Source organism: Franzmannia pantelleriensis, assembly GCF_900102875.1.
Taxonomy (GTDB): Bacteria; Pseudomonadota; Gammaproteobacteria; order Pseudomonadales; family Halomonadaceae; genus Franzmannia; species Franzmannia pantelleriensis.
The window spans coordinates 14,275-33,183 of the sequence record NZ_FNGH01000021.1; the positions used below are offsets into that span (position 1 = coordinate 14,275).

The following is an 18,909-nucleotide window of genomic DNA, read 5'->3' on the forward strand; positions in this document are numbered from 1 at the left end:
GTCCGATCCCCGCAGGCGCGGGGCTCAACCGCCGGGATCCATATCCCCATGCCACCCAACCTGCCGATCCCCGCAGGCGCGGGGCTCAACCGGCCACATCCTCTACCTTCCTGCGCACGGCCTGCCGATCCCCGCAGGCGCGGGGCTCAACCGTTCCGTCACGTTCTTGATGCCCATCGTGCTTTCCGATCCCCGCAGGCGCGGGGCTCAACCGTCAGCACGGCTTTCGTCATATTGCCCTGGGCCCCGATCCCCGCAGGCGCGGGGCTCAACCGGCCGAACTGTACGGCGATCATTCCAATATCCCCCGATCCCCGCCGATCCCCGCAGGCGCGGGGCTCAACCGGTCAGGGTGTCATTGAGTGCGTATCCCGTCTTCCGATCCCCGCAGGCGCGGGGCTCAACCGGCCGAACTGTACGGCGATCATTCCAATATCCCCCGATCCCCGCCGATCCCCGCAGGCGCGGGGCTCAACCGGTCAGGGTGTCATTGAGTGCGTATCCCGTCTTCCGATCCCCGCAGGCGCGGGGCTCAACCGTGCCAGAACTTGCGCTCGGGCAGCAGCTCCCCCCGATCCCCGCAGGCGCGGGGCTCAACCGTAGCGTTGATGGTTTAGACATCGCAACCACTCCCGATCCCCGCAGGCGCGGGGCTCAACCGATCTGGGAGTCAGTTGGTCGCGTGGTAGTAGCCCGATCCCCGCAGGCGCGGGGCTCAACCGGCACACGCGGCGATAAATGGGGCGCTCGATTTCCGATCCCCACAGGTGTGGGGATGAACCGGTGCCCTTGCCGGTGGGCTGGCCGAACTTGTCCCGATCCCCACAGGTGTGGGGATGAACCGGCGGCCGGGGTACGCTGCGGGTCGAGCAGCTCCCGATCCCCTCAGGCCTGGGGATGAACCGAATGCCACGCCTGCCCTGCGGGCTGAGTTCAACCGATCCCCACAGGCGTGGGGATGAACCGAGGCGGTCTTGCAGGGACTGGAGGGATTTGGACCGATCCCCGCAGGCGTGGGGATGATCCGGATGGCAAGGCAGAGTGGCGCCGGATCGTGACCCGATCCCCGCAGGCGCGGGGCCTGCCGATGAATATCAGTTCACACCGCACGGCTTAATGAGCATCGGGTTTGAATGCCATGGCTTCATCGAAGCTGTACAGGCAGGTATCAGGAAAGGCATCCGGTTCCATGTCGGTCTCGATTGCTGCGGCTCGCCGCGCATCGTCATAAGCACTGGCCATCAGATCGGGCAGCGCTGCCCTGAGGCTCGGGTTGTCGGCAAGTAGTCGAGCGGCTTTGACCTGAGCATCCTGAATGGTCAGGCGCCAGCTACGCGAGCGGCGGTCAGGCTGATATTCCCATTTCAGCAGATGCATCAGGAGCCGGGCCAACTGACTGATAAGGGCGCGTCGTTCGCTCTTGCCCATGCTCTCGATCTCCTCGGCAAGATGTTCGACATCGAGCTGATCCATCTTTCCAGAACGCAGCAGCGCTGCCTGCTCCAGCGCCCAAGCATAGGTGTCCTGATCGTAATGCGTCGGCATCGCTTGGCTCCAAGGTTCTTGCCACGTTGGTTATTAACATCATATGCGTGGTCGCGTTGTAGGACCAGCCGCCGCCAAGTCGGCCCCTGCGCCATGAGACGCTCTCCCTTGCCGCGGTAGCCACTTCAGTTTGGCGAGGCCCCTGTCGGCATCACCACCCACTCGGGCTCCTCGAATTCGCCGATCAGGCGGATCTCGCAGCAGGGCGCTGCGGAGCGGATGATCGCCTTTATTTCCTGGTTGGGCTGGGCTTCCATGGCGTCGCGGCTGGCCTTGCTGTCCCAGTGGGCGATGGCGATCAGGGTGTTGGGGTCGTCGATCTTGCGGTGCAGCTCGGTGCCGCGCGCCCCCGGCGCCTGCTGGATGAGCTCGCTGGCACGGACCCAGGCGTCGGCGTAGTCCTCAGCCTGGTAGCCGTCGCGGATATGCACTTCGAAGATATATTTCATGGCACTGCTCCTTGCTGCTCTTTGCCGCTGCGGCTTAGGCATTCGATGTGGGCTCAGTGTATCCCGCCCGTCGTCCTTATCCAGCCGCTAGGCTGATAGGCTATATGACACAGCGGCATTGGACCGCTACAGACGATGAGGAGCGAGTATGTCCGATACCCCCTATGACCAAGCCCTGGCCGCCATCGATGCGCTGCACGCCGAGGATCCGCGGCGCGTGGAGGTTGAGGGCGAGTCACTGCCCCAGGAGCTGTTCTATGCGCGGCGCATGAGCGCCTGGCTGGAGACGCTGGCGGATTCGCCCAGCGAGCCGCTGCAGTTGGCGGTGCGTGCCCAGCATCTGCAGCGCTGGCAGGTGCCGCGTGAGGACTATCCCGAGGGGCGGGTGGGCTACCTGACCTGGCGCCGCGACCAGGGCAAGCGCGCTGGCGAGACCACCGCGCGGTTGATGGAGGCGGCGGGCTACCCGGCAGATGACGCGGCTCGGGCGGCGAGCCTGATCCGCAAGCAGGGGCTGGGGCGCGACCCGGAGACCCAGGCGCTGGAGGATTGCGCCTGCCTGGTGTTCCTGGAGAACTACTTCGGCGACTTTTCGCGCCAGGTGGAGCACGGCCATCTGATCCGTATCGTGCAGAAGACTTGGAAGAAGATGTCGCCCGAGGCCCATGCACTGGCTTTGGCGCTGCCGATGAGCGATAAGGCGCGGTCGCTGGTGGAGGAGGCGCTGGCCGGTTGAGTGACGTAGCGCTGACCTGACAGCAAGGCGATGGGCGCCTAATTTCTCAAGTGCAAATGATAATTTTTGTCATTTGCTTGAGCTGTCAAGGAGGCTGCGATGACATACAACGCCAACCCTTGTAAGGGGCCTACTCTGTCGCTGCAGGTCTGCGACGCCACCTCGGGCTCGGTGCGCCTGGCCTGGCGGCACCCACGCCAAGCGCCGCTCTCGGAGGAGGATCAGATATTGCTGGCGCTCAAGCGTGAGGAGGCGGTACACGATCTGGTGCGTCGCCATTTCCTGTTGACCACCGAACGCTACCTCAAGAGCGACCTGGGTGCCCTACAGGGCTAGGCGAGACTGACACGCTCAGGGTACGCGTGGCCTCGCAGGGGTAGCCGTGGCGCAGGTGCAGGCTGCGCTCGTCGAGGGCCATCACCACCGCGAACAAGGTCTCCATGCGTTCGGCTTCGGGCAGGCCGGGGTCGGTGTGCTTGCAGATCGACATGGGCGCGTTGTGGTGGTCGCTCAGCAGGTCGAACAGCGCGCTGACGCTGGCCTCGGGCGGCGGGTCGAACAGCTCATCGAGGCGTCGCAGCCGCACGTGGGAGTCGGGCTTGGGGAAGTCGGCCACACGGGCGGTGGCTGCCTCGGCATAGAGGTGATTGGTGTGGGTAACGCGGCCGCCGTCGGGCTCGAGTACACCGGGTAGCCCGGGTTGGACCTCGAAGCCGGCGGCCCGGCCGTCGGCGCTGGCGACCAGGAAGTGCGCCGGTGAGGCGACGCGGTCCTCCTCGACGATGCGCTGTGCCGTGGCGAAGTCACTGCTCTCGAGAATCTTGCGTAGAGCAAAATGAATCGGCAGGCCGTCGCCGCAGGTTTGCGAGCGAATGGCGTTGAGGCACACGCCGAGGCCGCAGGCGTTGAGGCCGATTTTGGCGACCATGCCGGCCTCGCCAACGCTGACCAGCGGCGGGGCGTCATCACCTTCGATTCGCAGTATCACCACGTTGTCGAGCTGGTCGGCGCGCCAGTCCCAGTTCTGGGCCAGCCACTGTCGGCCCTGCTGGTAGAGCGAGAAGGCCGAGCATCCGCCGCTGGCCTGGGTCAGCGAGATTTCGCTGCGGCAGTTGAGGGTGAGGATGTCGTCGCGACTCAGGCCGGCGCCCTCGGCGATACCGGCGAGCTCCTCCAGAATCGCCGGAAAGCCGCGCTCGATGGCGGGCAGGAAGCGCTGTGCCACTTGCCGGGCGGCGGCCCAGTCGAGCCCCACGAAGTCCTGGAACAGCCGGTCGTACACCGCGATGCTGCGCTGAATCTGCTCGGCGTGGCGCTGGCCATGGGCCAGGCCGATGGCGTGGCGGCTGCCGTACAGGTGGGTCACGTCGAGCATGCGGGCGCTCCTCGGAGAGGGGATTTCGTCCAGCCTACCGCGTGCAGCGTTGAAGTGCAGCGGCTTGCGCGCAGGGACGGTAAAAAACCGCTGATTTTCAAGGTGCTAGGCGCGTTCAAACGGGCGCTTGCGTTAACGGGTTGCGCTTGTGTTTTTGCGTAAACACTTCCAGAGTTAGGGAGGCACTAATTTAACTGGCAACAGCGAGAACAACCATGAAGAAAGCTCTGTTAGCGTTGGCGGTGGCCGCGTCCTCCGCCACGTTCATCGGTGCGGCGCAGGCCGACGAAGTAAAGATCGGGTTCCTGGGCGGCTTTACCGGTCCCATCGAGAGCCTCACGCCGCCGATTTTCGACGGCGCTCAATTGGCGGTGCAGCATGTCAACGAGCAGGGCGGCATCCTCGGTGGTCAGACGCTGGTGATGCCCAATGCCGATACCACCTGCGCCGACGCCTCGGCGGCGTCCAACGCCGCGGACCGCATGGTCAACACCGAGAATGTCACCGCCATCGTCGGTGCGCTGTGTACCGGGGCCACCGTGGCCGCGGCCAACAATGCGGCGATCCCTGGCGGGGTGGTGATGGTGTCGCCGGCCTCCACGGCCCCGGCGGTCACCGACCTGGATGACAACGACCTGGTGTTCCGCACTGTGCCGTCGGATGCCTTCCAGGGCGAGATGCTGGCCAGGCTGCTGATCAGCAAGGGCATCACCGATGCCGCGGTGACCTACGTCAACAACGACTACGGCCAGGGCCTGGCTAACGCCTTCAACGAGACCTTCGAGGCCGAGGGCGGTATGGTCTCGGCCAACGAGGCTCATGAAGACGGCCGCGCCGACTACCGTTCGGAGCTGGGCTCGCTCTCCTCCGGCGGCAGCGAGACGCTGGTGGTGCTGGCCTATGCCGACGGCTCGGGCCAGACCATTCTGCGCCAGGCCTACGAGAGCGGCATGTTCACCCAGTACGTGGGCGCCGACGGCATGGTCGGCGACAGCCTGGTCGAGGCGATTGGCGCCGATGTGCTCGAGGGCATGATCGCCACCCGCCCGGGTAGCCCCGACACCCCGGGAACCGAGACCTTCGAGGCGCTTGCCGCCGAGGCTGACATCGACCCCAGCGCGGTGTTCGCCGCTCAGGCCTACGACGCTGCCTTCCTGCTGGCCTTGGCCATCGAGCAGAACGGCAGCGCCGAGCGCGAGGGCCTCTCCGAGGCGCTTCGCAGCGTGTCCTCGGCGCCTGGCGAGCAGATCCTGCCCGGCGAGTGGGAGAAGGCCGTGGAGCTGATTGCCGCCGGTACCGAGATCGACTATGAGGGTGCCTCCGGCAGCCACGAGTTCGATGAGAACGGCGACGTGCCCGGCGTGGTGGTCGAGATGCTTGTGGAGGATGGCCGCTTTGCCAGCCAGGGCTTCCTGGATCCCGAGGCGCTGTAAACATCTGCTCCTAAACGCGAAACGCCCAGGCCATGGCCTGGGCGTTTTAGGTTAGGAGCTGCCCTCAATGGTGGTGGGGCACCTTCTCCGGCATCAGCCCGCGCGGCGCGTAGCGCAGTACCAGCGAGATCAGCAGGCCGATCACGAACACCCGCGCCTGTAGCGCCCGACTCGATATGTTCGACGGTGGCTCCCAGCCGAACCAGCCCTCGCCGATATACACGGCAATGTTCATCAGAAACAGCGCCAGCGGCTCGGACATGATCCAGATGATGTAGACCAGCACGGCGCCGAAGATGGTGCCGAGGTTGTTGCCCGGGCCACCGAGAATCACCATCACCAGCACCAGGAAGGTGTGGTTGAGCGGCAGGTAGCCCTGGGGGTCGAAGATGCTGTTGAAGTTGGTCAGCGCGGCACCGCCGATGCCCATCAGGATGCAGCCGAAGACGAAGATCTCCAGGCGGCGCTTGTTGATGTCCTTGCCCATTGCGGCGCTGGAGACTTCGTTGTCGCGGATGGCGCGGATCATCCGCCCCCAGGGGGCGTGATAGGCGCGGTGCAGCAGGAAGAAGATGCCGGCGATGACCACTGCGGTAAGCGACAGGTAGACCGCCCGCGCCAGCACGAAGCCCAGGTCGCTGGGCCCGGGCGTTGGCCACGGCAGCGGCGAGACGGTGGCGGTGCCGCGGGTCAGCCAGTCGGAGTTCTTGAGGAACGCCTTGATGATCTCGGCGATGCCCAGGGTGGCGATGGCCAGGTAGTCGCTGCGCAGCCCCAGGCAGATATGCCCGATGTAGTAGCCGATGAAGCCAGCCAGGGCGCCGCCGGCAATCCAGCCGATCCACGACGGCAGTCCCAGGCCGCCGATGAAGCCGGCCTGGGAGCGAATCTCGCCGGTCACCTCGCGCAGCAGGCTGATCACCACCAGGTAGAGCACCACCGCCAGCACCACGGCAATGATGGTGCGCAGGCGCTTGGGCACGCCGAGGCGGTCAAGCTTGGTGGCGCCCCACACCAGCAGCACGGCGCCGACCAGGTAGAGCAGCACGCGCCCCAGCTCGCCGGGCAGTTGGCTGTCCCAGAAGGCCTCGTTGACCGGGATACCGAAGAACATGGCGCAGAAGCCGCCCAGCGCCACGAAGCCCATCACCCCGGCGTTGAACTGGCCGGCGTAGCCCCACTGAATGGTCAGGCCGAGGGCGATGATGGCGTAGCAGGCGGCTTCGACCAGCATGCGCGTGCTGTAGGCCGGGCCCATCACCGCGTAGACCCCGAGAATGGCAACGAAGAGCGCGCCAAACAGGATCAGCTCGCGCAGCGGCAGGCGGCGGGGAGCGGTGCGATCGGTTGTCTTGGACGTCGTCATCAGATCACCTTCCCTTTGAAGATACCGGTGGGGCGCCACACCAGGATCGCCACCAGGATGAAGAAGGGCACCACGATCTTGTACTCGGTGCCGACGAAGGCCAGGTTGTTGGGCAGCTCGAGCCAGTCGGGCAGGCGCTCCTGGAAGGGCCTCAGCAGCACCGCCCAGTTGAATACCGCCAGGGTCTCGGCGAAGCCGACCACGAAGCCGCCGGCGATGGCGCCGTAGGGGTGGCCGACGCCGCCGACGATGGCGGCGGCGAAGATCGGCAGCAGCAGGAAGAAGCTCAGGTCGGGCTTGAAGGTCACGTCCATCGACAGCAGGGTGCCGGCCATGGTGGCCAGGCCGCCGACGATGATCCAGGTCACTGAGACGATATGGTTGGTGTTGATCCCCGAGGCGCGGGCCAGGTCGGGGTTGTCGGACATGGCGCGCATCGCCTTGCCAGTGCGGGTCTTGTTGAGGAACAGGTGCAGCCCGACCACCGCCGCCACCACCAGGATGAACAGGATCACCTGCGGCTCGGTGACGATCACCGGGCGGGTCACCGCCTCGAAGGGCAGCTCCAGGCGATAGATCTCCTTGCGCTCGGCGACGTACATGTTCTGCGGGCTGGTGCCGGCGAACAGGCGCAGCAGGCCCTGCAGCATCAGCGTCACGCCCAGCGAGCCGATGACGATGACGATCGGCTTGACGCCGTGGCTGCGCAGCGGCTTGTAGAAGGCCTTGTCGATGCCCACCGCCACGGCCGCGGTCACCACCATGGCGATCGGCAGCATGACGATGGCGGTGGGCAGGCCCACCACGCTACCCGCCCCGGGGAAGGCCAGAGACAGCAGCAGCACCACGAAGGCGCCCAGCGTCATCATGTCGGCGTGGGCGAAGTGGGCGAAGCGCATGATGCTGAATACCAGCGTCACGCCGATCGCCCCCATGGCGTAGATCGAGCCTGTCACGCTGCCGGCCACCACCACGTTGTTGATGAAAAACACCAGTTCGTTCAAAGCGACATCTCCTGCGTTGGCGCGCTGGCCACTGTTCTTGTGTCGATCTCGTCGTCGCGGCGATCAGCCGCCCAGGAAGCTCTTGGCGACCTCGGGGTCGTTGAGCAGCGCCTCGCCGGTATCGGTAAAGCGGTTGTAGCCGGCGGCCAGCACGAAGCCCTTGTGGGCAATCGCCAGGGCCTGCTTGGCGTGCTGTTCGACCATCAGGATGCCGACCCCGGCGGCGTTGATCTTCTTGACCCGTTCGAAGATCTCGTTCATGAACAGCGGCGACAGCCCGGCGGTGGGCTCGTCGAGCAGCAGCACGCTGGGCTCGACCATCAGCGCGCGGCCCATGGCGACCATCTGACGCTGGCCACCGGAGAGTTCGCCAGCCGGCTGGCGGCGCTTGTCGAGCAGCGGGGGGAAGAACTCATAGATCTGCTCGAGCATGCGGCTGACGCCAGAAGGGCGAATGTAGGCGCCCATCTCGAGGTTCTCCTCGACGCTCAGGCTGGGGAAGATGTTGTTCTCCTGGGGCACGAACCCCATCCCCATATGCACCAGCTTGTTGGGCGCGAGGTTGGTGATCGGCTCGCCGCGCAGACGAATTTCGCCTTGGTTGACCTGCAGCAGGCCGAAGATCGCCTTGAGCATGGTCGACTTGCCGGCGCCGTTGGGGCCGACGATGACACCGATCTCATCGGCCTCGATACTCATGTCGACGCCGTTGAGGATGTTCATGCCGCCGTAGCCGCCGTGAACATCCCGTGCTTCGAGTAAGGGCATGGTGGGTTCCCTGGATATTGTTCGTTATCGGGCGGCGTCAGGCCGCGCCGGCACCGAAGTAGGCTTCGATGACCTCGGGGTTGTTCTGGATCTCCTCGATCGAGCCCTCGACCATCACCCGGCCCTGGGCCAGCACGATCACCGGGTCGCAGAGCCGCGCGATCATGTCCATGTCGTGCTCGATGACCAGGAAGGTGTAGCCCATCTCGCGGTTGAGGCGCTCGATATTGGTGATCAGCTCGCCGAGCAGGGTGCGGTTGACCCCGGCGGCGATCTCGTCGAGCAGCACCACCCGGGCGTCGGTCATCATGGTGCGGCCCAGTTCGAGCAGCTTCTTCTGGCCGCCGGAGAGGTTACCGGCGAGCTCGTTGCGCACATGATTGAGGCCGACGAAATCGATCACCTCCAGCGCGCGCTGGCGCACCTCGGTCTCCCGGGCGCGCACCTGGCCGGGCTTGAACCAGGTCGAGAACAGCGACTCGCCGAGCTGGTTGGGCGGCACCATCATCAAGTTTTCCAGCGCGGTGAGCTGGGAGAACTCGTGGGCAATCTGGAAGGTGCGCAGCAGGCCCTTGTGGAACAGCTGGTTGGCCGGCAGGTTGGTGATGTCCTCGCCGTCGAGCAGCACCTGGCCGCTGTCCAGCGGCAGGGCACCGGCGATGATGTTGAACAGCGTCGACTTGCCGGCGCCGTTGGGGCCGATCAGGCCGGTGATCGAGCCGCGCTCGACGCTGATCGAGCAGTCGTCGATGACGGTCAGGCCACCGAAGGCCTTGTTAACGTGCTTGACGTCGATGATGGAAGGCATGAAGTGTCCCGCGAAGCGTTGCTGTTGTTATTGGCATGCGGCGCCGAGCGGCCGGCCACCCGTGGGTGGCCGGCGGCTGGATCAGCGCGAGCTGCCCTCGACCAGGAAGGTGCGCCCGGCGGCGAAGGCGCCGACGATGACGATAGCACCCAGCGTGGGGATCAGGTAGCCGTCGACCTGCGGAATGGTGCGCAGGAACACGAACGACACCGCCGCCGGGGCCACGAAGCGCACCAGGAAGCGCCAGGTCTTGAACCAGCCTTCGCTGGTGCGCAGCTCCTTCATCACTTCGCTCTGGGTCAGCGCCCAGCCGGCGAACAGCGCGATCAGCAGGCCGCCCAGCGGCATGAAGATATTGGTCAGCAGCTCGATGAAGTCGAAGGCGCTACGTCCGAACAGCGCATGGAAGAGGGTGCCCTCGGCCCAGACGTTGAAGCTGACCACGGTGAGCAGGCCCATCAGCCAGGCGCCCAGGGTGACCGCGCCGACTGCCTTGGGGCGGGTCAGGTCGAAGCGCTCGACCAGGAACGCCGCCACCGGCTCGATCAGTGAGATCGACGAGCTGATCGCCGCGCCCAGCACCAGGATGAAGAACACGCCGCCGACCAGCGCGCCGAACGGCATCTCGGCAAACGCCAGCGGTAGGGTCACGAACATCAGGCCGGGGCCCTGGCCGGTTTCGAGGCCTGCGCCGAACACCAGCGCGAAGATCGCCAGGCCGGCGACCATGGCGACGGCGGTATCGACGAAGGCCACCGCCACGGCGGTGCGGGTCAGTGAGGCCTCGCTGGACATATAGGCGCCGTAGGCCATGATCGCGCCCATGCCGAGGCTCAGGGTGAAGAACGACTGACCCATGGCCTGCAGCCAGCCCTCGAGGCTCAGGTCGGCGATATTGAAGGTGAACAGGAAGGTCGCGGCGGCGCCGATGTCGCCGTTGGCGATGCTGTAGAACAGTACCAGCAGCAGGATGGCGAACAGCGCCGGCATGATGATGCGCAGGCCGCTCTCGATACCCTTGTGGATGCCCATACCGACGATCAGCGCCGAGGCGATGATGAAGATGGTGTGGTAGCCGGTGAGCAGCCACGGCGAGGCCAGCAGGGCATCGAAGCCGGCGCCGATGGTCTCGGAGTCGGCGCCGACCAGCGCGCCGGAGAACATCTGGCCGGTGTAGTGAATGGCCCAGCCGGCGATGACCGAATAGAAACTCAGGATCAGGAACGCCGAAGCGGCGCCCAGCCAGCCGATCGACTCCCAGGCTCGCGAGGTGCCGTGGGTCTTGGTCAGATGGCGCATGCCCATGATCGGACTGCGCCGGCTGGTGCGACCAAGCATGGTTTCGGCGATCAGGATCGGGATGCCCACCGCGAAGATGGTCAGGGCGTAGACCAGGATAAAGGCGCCGCCGCCGTTCTCACCGGTCAGGTAGGGGAATCGCCACAGGTTGCCAAGGCCCACCGCCGAGCCGACCGCGGCCAGCAGGAAGGTACCCTTGTGCGTCCAGACGTTATGCGTACTCATGTCGTGTGTCCTGAAGATGGTGCATTGGCCTTGTGAGCCATTGTGGCTGTGTCCGCACGGGATGGTGCGGCACGGCAATAATATGGCGAGCGCGGAGTTTACTCGCCTGGGGCGCATCCGTTAAGTGGGCGTTGGTCGCCGCGGCATCAGTCGTCGCTGTCGTCCTGATCAGGATCGTCGCTGGGCTGCGGCTCGAAGGCGCGCGCCGTGTCGGGCAGGCGCACGGTGTCGCCGAGGACCAGCTTGTCGAACGACTTCATGCGCTCGCCGCTGGCCGGGTCGATCAGCGCCACCACGTCACCGATGCTGGTGCCGTCGACGTAGGCGGCCACCTTGATGCGCACCACCATGCCCTTGAGGCGCGCCGAGAGCACGTCACCGGCACCGGGCTCGACGTAGCGCTCCGGGTGGTTGGCGAAATGATCGGCGACGCTATCACGTCCCGGGGCATCCCACTCCACGTGCTTATGCATCGCTGGCCTCACTCTCGAACGTACGTTTGTCACCCCAGAGTAGACAGGTTTCTGCGCCACGAAAAAAGCCCACCTTGGTGGTGGGCTTCAACGCTGCTTTGGCGTGTGCGCGCAGGGCGCTTGTCGGTATCAGTCGGCGAGCCGCTGTTTCACGCTGGCGAAGGCCGCCAGTGCCATGTCCAGGTCGTCGCGGCTGAACGCCGCCGACATCTGGGTGCGGATGCGCGCCTGGCCCTTGGGTACCACCGGGTAGGAGAAGGCGGTGACGTAGATACCGCGCTCGAGCATGGCATCGGCGAAGCGTGTCGCCAGCGCGGCATCGTGGAGCATGATCGGCACGATGGGGTGCTCGCCGGGCAGCAGCTCGAAGCCGAGCCGCTCGAGGCCGGCGCGGAAATACACCGTGTTGTCGGTCAACTGCTGACGCAGCGCGCTGGAGCTGGCGGCGAGCTCCACCGCCTTGAGCGCGCCGGCCACCACCGGCGGTGCCACGCTGTTGGAGAACAGGTAGGGGCGCGAGCGCTGGCGCAGCAGTTGGATGATCTCGCGCCTGCCGCTGGTATAGCCGCCGCTGGCGCCGCCCAGCGCCTTGCCCAGGGTGCCGGTGGTGATATCCACGCGATCGATGCAGCCGTGGTGTTCCGGGGTGCCGCGCCCACCATGGCCCATGAAACCGGTGGCGTGGCAGTCGTCGACGTGGACCAGGGCGCCGTAGCGCTCGGCGAGGTCGCAGATCTCGTCGAGGGGGGCGATATAACCGTCCATCGAGAACACGCCGTCGGTGGTGATCATGATGAAGCGTGCGCCGTCATGCTGGGCGGCCTTTAGCTGCGCCTCGAGGTCGGCCATGTCGCGGTTGCGGTAACGGTAGCGCTTGGCCTTGCACAGCCGCACGCCGTCGATGATGCTGGCGTGGTTGAGGGCGTCGGAGATCACCGCATCCTCGGGGCCCAGCAGGGTCTCGAACAACCCGCCGTTGGCGTCGAAGCACGACGGATAGAGGATGGTGTCTTCGGAGCACAGGAAGTCGCTGAGCGCGCGCTCCAGCTGCTGATGCAGGGTCTGAGTGCCACAGATGAAGCGCACCGAGGCCAGGCCGTAGCCCCACTCATCGAGGCCGACTCTGGCCGCCGCGGCGACCTCAGGGTGCTGAGCCAGGCCGAGATAGTTGTTGGCGCACAGGTTGAGCATCTCGCCTTGGGGCGTGCCGATATGCGCGCCCTGAGCGGAGGTCAGGGGGCGCTCGTGCTTGGTCAGCCCGCTGGCTTCGATGGCCTCGAGCTCACCGCGCAGGTGGTCCTTGAATTCGCCGTACATCACTTCACTCCCAGTTCAGAATGACCTTGCTGGCGTCTCCCGACAGCATGGCATCGAAGCCCTGCTGGAACTCGGTGTAGGGCAGCCGATGGGTGATCACCGGCGAGATGTCGAGCCCCGATTCGATCATCACCGACATCTTGTACCAGGTCTCGTACATCTCGCGCCCATAGATACCCTTGATGGTCAGCATGTTGAAGATCACCGTGTTCCAGTCGATGGCGATCTCCTCGCTGGGAATGCCGAGCATCGAGACCTTGCCGCCGTGGCACATGTTGGCCAGCATGTCGCGGAACGCGGCCGGGCTACCCGACATCTCGAGGCCGACGTCGAAGCCCTCGGTCAGACCCAGGTCGCGCTGCACCTCGGCGAGGCCCTCATGGCGGACGTCTACCGTGCGGGTGGCGCCGAGGCGCTTGGCCAGCGCCAGGCGACCGGGGTTGAGGTCGGTGACCACCACGTGGCGGGCGCCGGCATGGCGGCACACCGCCGCCGCCATGGCGCCGATCGGCCCGGCGCCGGTGATCAGCACGTCCTCGCCCAGCAGGTCGAACTGCAGCGCGGTATGCACGGCGTTGCCCAGCGGGTCGAAGATCGCCGCCACGTCCAGGTCGATGCCTGGCTTATGCTCCCAGACGTTGGACATCGGCAGCACCAGGTACTCGGCGAAGGCCCCGGGGCGGTTGACCCCCACGCCGCTGGTGTGGGCGCACAGGTGGCGGCGCCCGGCCAGGCAGTTGCGACAGCGCCCGCACACCACGTGACCCTCGCCAGAGACGATCTGGCCCGGCCTGAAGTCGTTGACGTTGGAGCCCACCTCGACGATCTCGCCGACGAACTCATGGCCCACCACCATCGGCGTGGGAATGGTCTTCTGCGCCCAGCTGTCCCACTTGTAGATGTGCATGTCGGTGCCGCAGATGGCGGTGCGCTTGACCTTGATCAGTACGTCGTTGATGCCCACCTCGGGGGGCGGCACGTCGTCGAGCCAGAGGCCCGGCGCCGCGTCCTTCTTGACCAGAGCTTTCATGGGATGTCCTTGTCGTGGAGCGGTGCATTAACTCTACTACTGCACATCCAATCCCGCATGCGTGCTGATGACCAAGGCGTAAACGGGCACAAAAAAAGCCCACCGTCAGGTGGGCTCTCTGAGTCGCTGGCGCGGGCGGGTTAGCCTTTGCTGGCGCGCTTGCGCTCGTTTTCCTTGAGGAACTTCTTACGCAGGCGGATGTGGTTGGGGGTGATCTCGACCAGCTCGTCCTCGTCGAGGAACTCGATCGCCTGCTCCAGCGAGAACTTCACCGGCGGGGTCAGCACGATGTTCTCGTCGTTGCCCGTTGAGCGCATGTTGTCGAGCTTCTTGCCCTTGGTGGGGTTGACCACCATGTCGTTGGCGCGGTTGTTGATGCCGATCAGCATGCCTTCATAGACCTCGGTAGCGTGATCGATGATCAGCTTGCCGCGCTCCTGCAGGGCGTAGAGGGCATAGGCCAGCGCCTTGCCGTCGACCATCGACACCAGCACGCCGTTACGCCGCTCGATGGAGGCGTCGGGCTTGAGCGGGCCGTAGTGGTCGAAGCGGCTGGTGAGGATGCCGGTGCCCGAGGTCAGGGTCAGGAACTGCCCGCGGAAGCCGATCAGACCGCGCGCCGGGATCATGAAGTCGAGGCGCACGCGGCCCTTGCCGTCGGGGTTCATGTTGGTCATCTCGCCCTTGCGATAGCCGAGCTCCTCCATGATGGCGCCCTGGTGCTGCTCCTCGCAGTCGATGATCACCTCTTCGTAGGGCTCCTGCTTGACACCGTCGATCTCGCGGATGATCACCTCGGGGCGGCCCACTGCCAGCTCGAAGCCTTCGCGGCGCATGGTCTCGATCAGCACCGAGAGGTGCAGCTCGCCGCGACCGGAGACCTTGAACTTCTCGGGGGTCTCGCCTTGCTCGACGCGCAGCGCGACGTTATGGATCAGCTCCTGGTCGAGACGCTCCTTGATGTTGCGGCTGGTGACGTACTTGCCGTCACGGCCGGCCATCGGCGAGTCGTTGACCTGGAAGGTCATCGAGACGGTGGGCTCGTCCACCGACAGCGGCGGCAGCGCCTCGACGGCGGCCGGGTCGCACAGGGTGTCGGAGATCGCCAGGTCGTCGATACCGGTGATGCACACGATGTCGCCGGCGTCGGCCTGCTCGGTCTGCACGCGCTCGAGGCCGAGGTGGGTCATCACCTGGCCGATCTTGCCCTTGCGGGTCTTGCCGTCGGTGCCGATCACGCTGACCTGCTGGCCGGGCTTGACGCTGCCGCGCTTGATGCGGCCGAGGCCGATAACGCCGACATAGCTGTTGTAGTCCAGCGCCGAGATCTGCATCTGGAACGGACCGTCGAGCTCGACCTTGGGCGGCTCGACGATATCGACGATGGCCTGGAACATCGGGTCCATGTCGTCGGCCAGCTGCTCGGGCTCGGGACCGGCAATACCGTTGAGCGCCGAGCAGTAGATGATCGGAAAGTCGAGCTGCTCATCGGAGGCGCCGAGGTTATCGAACAGATCGAAGATCTGGTCGATGACCCAGTCGGGGCGGGCGCCGGGGCGGTCGATCTTGTTGACCACCACGATCGGCTTGAGGCCTTGCGCAAAGGCCTTCTGGGTGACGAAGCGGGTCTGCGGCATCGGGCCATCGACGGCGTCGACCAGCAGCAACACCGAGTCGACCATCGACATCACGCGCTCGACCTCGCCGCCGAAGTCGGCGTGTCCGGGGGTATCGACGATATTGATGTGATAGTCGTGCCAGCGAATTGCCGTGTTCTTGGCCAGGATGGTGATGCCGCGTTCCTTCTCCTGGTCGCTGGAGTCCATGATGCGCTCCTGCCCCTCGGCCTTGCGGTCCAGGGTGCCGGACTGGCTGAGGAGCTTGTCGACCAGGGTGGTCTTGCCATGGTCGACGTGGGCAATGATGGCAATATTCCTGATTTTCTCGATGTGAGAACCAGTTACTTCTGTGCTCATAGGGTTGTAGCTCGTCTTGATGTACGCACCTATGTACACGGATCGCTGTAGTACCCTAGGCGCGGGGTAGGGAAGGTTGGTGGCGCATTGTACAGACTCGACGCGCAGGGTAATAGCACTAAGGTGGCGGGGGCCCGTCACCCGGCTTAGAAGCGCCAGGTTGCGCCCAGCAAGGGACCGCTCATCTCGATATCCAGCAGGGCGCCGTTGTCATCATAGTTCAATGCCAGATGGCGATAGCCGGCGGAGAGATAGAGTGACTCGTTCAGCCTGTAGTTGAGGGTGCCGACCAGCTGCCAGGTCGCGTCGGAACCGATGCCGAAGCCGCCGATGTCGGCATACAGCATCGCCGACCAGTCTGGCGTGAAATCGCTGCGCAGCCTGGCAGCGAGCAGCGGGTCGATCCACTGCTCGGACTCGGAGGCGTCAAGGCCCAGCGCGGGTATTTCTACGACAGCACGCGCTTGCCATAAGCGCGCGCCGGCGAGCAGGTCGACGGCGTGGTCCGGCGTCTGCACGATCTGATAGCCCGCTGCCGCCGTCAACGACGTCTGTCGAGCCTGGCCAGTGGCACTCACTCCCGGTAGCACGGTGCCGCGGGTACTCAATGAGGCGTATGAGATATCGCCGAACAGCACCAGTCGGTCGCGTCTCGCAGTGGCATGCAGGAAGAACGCAGCGTCCAGATCATCGAAGATATCGCTGAAGGACTGACGAGTGCTCAGCCTAGGTGCCCCGGACGTGGGGCGGATATCGCCGGCCAGGCTCGGCATCCATACATAGGGCGTCACCTGGCCTCGCCAGCTATCAGCCGAGGCCGAACAGGAGAAGACGCCTATCAGCAGCATCGACGCCAGCAGGTGAGCTTTCATAACGTATCCTTGTAGATGCGCCCGCCCTTCATGATCAAGCGCAAATTTTGCTCAGGGTCGGCGAGGAAATCGATACCTGTGGCCGGATCGCCATCCACTACCAGCAGGTCGGCCAGGGCACCGGGCACGATGCGACCCAGCGGCCCAGGGTAGGGATTGCGCGGTCCAGCGAGGGCCAGCAGCTCGGCATTACGGCCGGTGGCCATGGCGAGCACCTCGAGAGGGTCGTAGAAGCGCGTCAGCTTGGCCAGTTGGCGACCCTGGCTGGGAGTGTTCTGCGGGCTGAAGAGGATATCGGTGCCCCAGGCGGTCTTTACCCCGAAGCGCTGGGCCATCTCATAGGCGCGCAAAGTGCCTTCGGCCACCTGCCGCTGGCTCTCGCGGCGTGCGGCGTCGGGATAAACGTTGGCGTCCTCGTCCTGAAGGAAGGGTTGCAGGCTCCACCAAATCCACTCATCGGCCATCATCCGTACGCTGTCTTCGTCGGCCAGTTGGCCATGTTCAATGGATTTCACCCCGGCTGAAATGGCGCGCTGGATGCCGCGCGGCGTGTAGACATGCACCATGACGTAGGTGCCCCAGTCATCGGCGGCCTCGACCGCAGTGCGTAGCTCGCGCTCGGAGAATTGGGTGCTGTCGAGTGGGTCATAGCTGGAGGCGACGCCGCCGCCGGCCATTAGCTTGATCTGCGAGGCACCCAGCATCAGCTGCTCGCGGGTGCGTCGCAGTACTTCTGCTTCGCCATCGGCGATGGCGGTAACGCCCATTTGTTCGGCGGCGCTCAGCGGTGTGGTGGTGCCTCTCGGCACCTCGTGGCGCATCCGAAAGTCGCCGTGGCCGGAGGTCTGCGAGATCATGGCGCCGGCGGGAAAAATACGCGGACCGTGGACGATGCCTTCATCGATGGCGCGCTTCAAAGCGAACGATGGCCCGCCGACGTCGCGCACACTGGTAAAGCCGCGCAGCAGCGTCCGCTCTGCCTCCCTGGCCGCCACCAGGTGCACATAGCCGGGGTCGGCGCTCATCGCTGCGACCTGAGTGATGGCCGCCAGCGTGGTGTGCCAGTGCGCGTCGATCAGCCCCGGCATCAAGACCCGCCCGCCGCAGTCGATTATCTCGGCCTCTCCGGCCCCTGGCGGTTCTGACAGGATGGCCTGTATGCGCCCCGCTTCCACGCTTATCGATACACCGTCGCGCAGCGGCGTGCCGCTGCCATCGAACAGTCGCAGGTTGGTCAGTAGCAGAGGGCGGCCGTTGCCACGTGGTTGGGCGGCAATCACTTCCGGCGATCTTAGCCCGGCAAACAGCGCCATTACCGCCGCTGTGCCGCCCAGAAATTGGCGGCGCGACAGATCGGCCATGATGCGCTCATGAAAGCGGTGTAGCAGCGGTGAGCCGCACTGACAGGCAGCGTCAGCCGTACAGTGCGCTGGTAGAGCGGGTGCATGCATTAGCGAGATCTCCAGAGGGCTCTCTCACTATAGAAGAGCCGCTGGAGAGTGGGGCAAAAAGATCAGGCCAAGCCGTCGCGTAGTGGCGCCTAGGTACTGCCGCGCTGATTGCATCGCCAATCACAAACGCCCGCCACCGAGGTGGCGGGCATCAGGCGAGCGAGTCTGACTCAGTCTTCGCCGGGTAGACCGCCGAGCTCTTCGAGCAGGGCTTCGTAGCCTTCGACCTGATCGCTAAGGGTCTGGGTGACCTCGTCCTCGGGCATCCAGGTCACTGGCATCAGGATGCGCTCCTCGGTGATCTCGATGAAGCGTTCGTCCTGGGTGGCGGCCTCGAGGGCCTCGGCGAGGCGCTCGACGTGGCTGTCCGGGGTGTTCTGCGGCACCATGGCCACGCGGATCTCGGCGGCGTTGATGTCGTAGCCGGCCTCCTGCAGGGTCGGGGCGTCGGGGAAGGCCGCCAGGCGATCCTCGGCCAGGCTCAACAGCACCGGCATCTCGCCGGAGTCGGCATAGCCGGAGTGGGTGCCGCCGCTATAGGCGAAGTCGACGTCGCCGGAGAGGATCAGCGGGGCCATGCCGGCGCCACCGGAGGTCGGCACGATGCGCAGGTCGAGGCCTTCCTGCTGGGCGATGTACTCGATGATCATGCGGTCCAGGGCGGTTTGGGTCGCATAGCTGGTGCCGGGGTTCTCCTTGGCGTAGTCGATCAGGCCTTCCCAGGTGTCGCCGAAGGGACGGTCCTCGCCGGTGACCATGGCCGACTGGCCGAGGGTCACGCC

At 65.4% G+C, this 18,909-nt stretch carries 18 protein-coding genes; 3 read left to right on the forward strand and 15 right to left on the reverse strand.

Going from position 1 to position 18,909, the window contains the following annotated elements:
• Nucleotides 1-1,113: 1,113 nt before the first annotated feature.
• Both BLT16_RS19460 and BLT16_RS19465 read right to left on the reverse strand, forming a co-directional pair.
• A complete protein-coding gene (locus BLT16_RS19460; RefSeq protein ID WP_089660608.1) occupies nucleotides 1,114-1,545 on the reverse strand; it encodes a DUF29 domain-containing protein in 432 nt (143 codons plus the stop codon).
• Nucleotides 1,546-1,670: 125 nt separating this feature from the next.
• The gene (locus BLT16_RS19465; protein ID WP_089660609.1) at nucleotides 1,671-1,994 is read right to left on the reverse strand and encodes an antibiotic biosynthesis monooxygenase family protein; all 324 of its coding nucleotides are present in this window, start codon (nucleotides 1,992-1,994) and stop codon (nucleotides 1,671-1,673) included.
• Nucleotides 1,995-2,142: 148 nt separating this feature from the next.
• On the opposite strand from BLT16_RS19465, the gene BLT16_RS19470 reads away from it, so the two are divergent.
• Nucleotides 2,143-2,730, forward strand: coding sequence for a DUF4202 domain-containing protein (locus BLT16_RS19470; protein ID WP_089660610.1), 588 nt, complete (start codon nucleotides 2,143-2,145; stop codon nucleotides 2,728-2,730).
• Nucleotides 2,731-2,829: 99 nt separating this feature from the next.
• Nucleotides 2,830-3,066: a hypothetical protein gene (locus tag BLT16_RS19475; protein ID WP_089660611.1), complete on the forward strand. Its 237-nt coding sequence runs from the start codon at nucleotides 2,830-2,832 to the stop codon at nucleotides 3,064-3,066.
• On the opposite strand, the gene BLT16_RS19480 is transcribed toward BLT16_RS19475, so the two are convergent.
• Nucleotides 3,035-4,105 (reverse strand): C45 family autoproteolytic acyltransferase/hydrolase, encoded by a 1,071-nt coding sequence (locus BLT16_RS19480; RefSeq protein WP_089660612.1) that lies wholly within the window; start codon nucleotides 4,103-4,105, stop codon nucleotides 3,035-3,037. The two genes, BLT16_RS19475 and BLT16_RS19480, sit on opposite strands and share 32 nt — an antisense overlap.
• Nucleotides 4,106-4,320: 215 nt before the next feature.
• On the opposite strand from BLT16_RS19480, the gene BLT16_RS19485 reads away from it, so the two are divergent.
• Nucleotides 4,321-5,538 (forward strand): ABC transporter substrate-binding protein, encoded by a 1,218-nt coding sequence (locus BLT16_RS19485; protein WP_089660613.1) that lies wholly within the window; start codon nucleotides 4,321-4,323, stop codon nucleotides 5,536-5,538.
• A 64-nt stretch (nucleotides 5,539-5,602) separates the two neighbouring features.
• Here BLT16_RS19485 and BLT16_RS19490 read toward each other — a convergent pair whose 3' ends face one another.
• From BLT16_RS19490 to BLT16_RS19545, 12 genes are all read right to left on the reverse strand, one after another.
• On the reverse strand, nucleotides 5,603-6,904 hold the full coding sequence (locus tag BLT16_RS19490; RefSeq protein ID WP_089660614.1) for a branched-chain amino acid ABC transporter permease: 1,302 nt from the start codon (nucleotides 6,902-6,904) through the stop codon (nucleotides 5,603-5,605).
• A complete protein-coding gene (locus BLT16_RS19495; protein ID WP_089660615.1) occupies nucleotides 6,904-7,908 on the reverse strand; it encodes a branched-chain amino acid ABC transporter permease in 1,005 nt (334 codons plus the stop codon). The genes BLT16_RS19490 and BLT16_RS19495 overlap by 1 nt, the downstream gene beginning before the upstream one ends.
• 63 nt (nucleotides 7,909-7,971) lie before the next feature.
• Entirely contained in the window at nucleotides 7,972-8,676 is a 705-nt protein-coding gene (locus tag BLT16_RS19500) for an ABC transporter ATP-binding protein (RefSeq protein ID WP_089660616.1), read from the reverse strand.
• A gap of 37 nt (nucleotides 8,677-8,713) precedes the next feature.
• Complete coding sequence (locus BLT16_RS19505) at nucleotides 8,714-9,484, reverse strand: ABC transporter ATP-binding protein (RefSeq protein WP_089660617.1); 771 nt, start codon at nucleotides 9,482-9,484, stop codon at nucleotides 8,714-8,716.
• Between the two features lie 81 nt (nucleotides 9,485-9,565).
• Nucleotides 9,566-11,008 (reverse strand): sodium-dependent transporter, encoded by a 1,443-nt coding sequence (locus tag BLT16_RS19510; protein ID WP_089660618.1) that lies wholly within the window; start codon nucleotides 11,006-11,008, stop codon nucleotides 9,566-9,568.
• Nucleotides 11,009-11,154: 146 nt separating this feature from the next.
• Entirely contained in the window at nucleotides 11,155-11,481 is a 327-nt protein-coding gene (locus BLT16_RS19515; RefSeq protein ID WP_089660619.1) for a hypothetical protein, read from the reverse strand.
• Nucleotides 11,482-11,610: 129 nt separating this feature from the next.
• Entirely contained in the window at nucleotides 11,611-12,798 is a 1,188-nt protein-coding gene (locus tag BLT16_RS19520; RefSeq protein ID WP_089660620.1) for a glycine C-acetyltransferase, read from the reverse strand.
• A gap of 4 nt (nucleotides 12,799-12,802) precedes the next feature.
• Nucleotides 12,803-13,828, reverse strand: a complete 1,026-nt coding sequence (gene tdh, locus BLT16_RS19525) for an L-threonine 3-dehydrogenase (protein WP_089660621.1) — start codon at nucleotides 13,826-13,828, stop codon at nucleotides 12,803-12,805.
• 140 nt (nucleotides 13,829-13,968) lie between these two features.
• The gene (gene typA / locus BLT16_RS19530; protein WP_089660622.1) at nucleotides 13,969-15,804 is read right to left on the reverse strand and encodes a translational GTPase TypA; all 1,836 of its coding nucleotides are present in this window, start codon (nucleotides 15,802-15,804) and stop codon (nucleotides 13,969-13,971) included.
• Between the two features lie 146 nt (nucleotides 15,805-15,950).
• Nucleotides 15,951-16,676 (reverse strand): porin family protein, encoded by a 726-nt coding sequence (locus BLT16_RS19535; protein ID WP_089660623.1) that lies wholly within the window; start codon nucleotides 16,674-16,676, stop codon nucleotides 15,951-15,953.
• Nucleotides 16,673-18,037 carry a metal-dependent hydrolase family protein gene (locus BLT16_RS19540; protein WP_176817286.1) on the reverse strand — a complete coding sequence of 455 codons (1,365 nt, stop codon included), beginning with the start codon at nucleotides 18,035-18,037 and terminating at the stop codon, nucleotides 16,673-16,675. The genes BLT16_RS19535 and BLT16_RS19540 overlap by 4 nt, the downstream gene beginning before the upstream one ends.
• Before the next feature lie 260 nt (nucleotides 18,038-18,297).
• A partial coding sequence (locus BLT16_RS19545) for a tripartite tricarboxylate transporter substrate-binding protein (RefSeq protein ID WP_281243324.1) occupies nucleotides 18,298-18,909 on the reverse strand: 612 nt, incomplete at its 5' end.